This is a genomic window from Caballeronia terrestris (assembly GCF_001544515.1).
Classification (GTDB): Bacteria; Pseudomonadota; Gammaproteobacteria; order Burkholderiales; family Burkholderiaceae; genus Caballeronia; species Caballeronia terrestris.
In genome coordinates this window covers 1-1,490 of sequence record NZ_FCOL02000384.1, presented here as the reverse complement: position 1 = coordinate 1,490, position 1,490 = coordinate 1, and the positions used below count along the sequence as shown (strand labels likewise).

Below are 1,490 nucleotides of genomic sequence, written 5' to 3'. Positions count from 1 at the left end.
GTGCTTTACCAGTTCGCTGAAGCGGGCTTCGAGGAGCGGGATCGTCGAGTACTCGTCGACTATCGGCAGTGGCTGTCCGAGGAGCGCCATATTCTTCTCGATCGTACACAGAAGACTTCACTCTGAAGGTCATGTGCATTGGCAGCGTCGGCACCCGCTGCAGAGAAACGCTGGAAGCAACTTCTGCAGCGCCCCGTTCGGCTTCTACCTGCGCAGCCGGATACCGACGCATCACCTCAGCGAGTATTCGACCAATGCCATCAAACTGACGACCGGTCTAAATTTTCGCTTGCCGAACTTGTACCGATCACTGACAAGACCGGCTTTTTAGGGCCGTCGGAACAATCTGCAGATTGGAACCGTTGCGGCGCTCATAGTTTGTCCTTCGCGTTGCGGACATAGGACCAAGGTCCAATATCCGCTAGCCTTACCCCGTCATAACCTGAATCTAAGTGTAGAACCGGTTCGCGTTCTGCGGTTCCTGCACAGGGAATATTCCATATGAGCAAAGTCAAGCCATTCGTCGCAGTAGTCGATCATGACGAATCGGTGCGACCTGCCATCAGCGGCTGTTGAGTTCGGCTCGGCTTTTGGCTGACACGTTCAAAACGGGCGACGAGTTTCTGGCGATGTTCGATTCCATTCCGTCATATCGGCCAGCTTGCATCGTGCTCGACGTGCAGGTGCCGGGCCTGAACGGCCGTGAAGTTCAACAGCGACTGGCGAGTAACGGCATTCCAGTGATTCTTATAACGGCACACGACGAGACCAATGTTCGTCAGCAGTCTTTGTCAGCGGGCGCTGCGACGTATCTGCGCAAACCCCTTAACGACGAAGTCTCGATAAAGGCGGTGCGCACCGTTTTCAACCTGGTCCATGGACCGTGATTAAGCCAGCAGAACATTCACTTCGCAAGCTCGGCACGGCGTCCCTGCGCGAGTTTTCTCGACGCGGTACCAGTCATCTGGAAGGGTGATGCGCGATTCAGTTGAGTACGCAGGGACTGGTGAGGAGTGGTAGCTCCAGAGCCCAGTGGCACTTTGTCCGCTCGGCCCCCATTATTAAACCGATCCGGGCACGAGCGCGACGTGGACATGCTGGATACCGTAACGCCATTTCTGAATGGAGCACGAGTCATGACCAAGACCCTTCGGCTTATTCTCGCGATCCCGCTTGTACTGTTCTTGGTGGCGTGCTCGACACAGCAGACGTCGACCACCGGAAGCGACCCGGAACTTGAGGGGAAGGCACGTGTGGCCTTACAGAGGCTGAACGACGCCGCGCCGAGGACCCGCGACCTGCTGGCGAGGTCGAAAGCGGTTCTTGTGTTCCCTGACATCGTGAAGGCAGGTTTACTTCTCGGTGCGCAAGGGGGCAATGGCGTGATGTTCGACCCCAATGGGCAAGTACTTGGCTACTACAACAACTCGGCCGCCTCCTACGGCTTGCAAGCCGGCGCGCAGACGTTCTCGCAGGCCATGTTCCTCATG

The 1,490-nt window shown here is 56.8% G+C and carries 2 protein-coding genes; both read left to right on the top strand.

Annotated elements, in window-relative coordinates:
* Positions 1-590: 590 nt before the first annotated feature.
* On the top strand, positions 591-887 hold the full coding sequence (locus AWB67_RS37615) for a response regulator (RefSeq protein WP_327367205.1): 297 nt from the start codon (positions 591-593) through the stop codon (positions 885-887).
* A gap of 249 nt (positions 888-1,136) precedes the next feature.
* Positions 1,137-1,490 (top strand): lipid-binding SYLF domain-containing protein (locus AWB67_RS37610; RefSeq protein WP_445344257.1); only part of this gene is annotated, 354 nt, incomplete at its 3' end.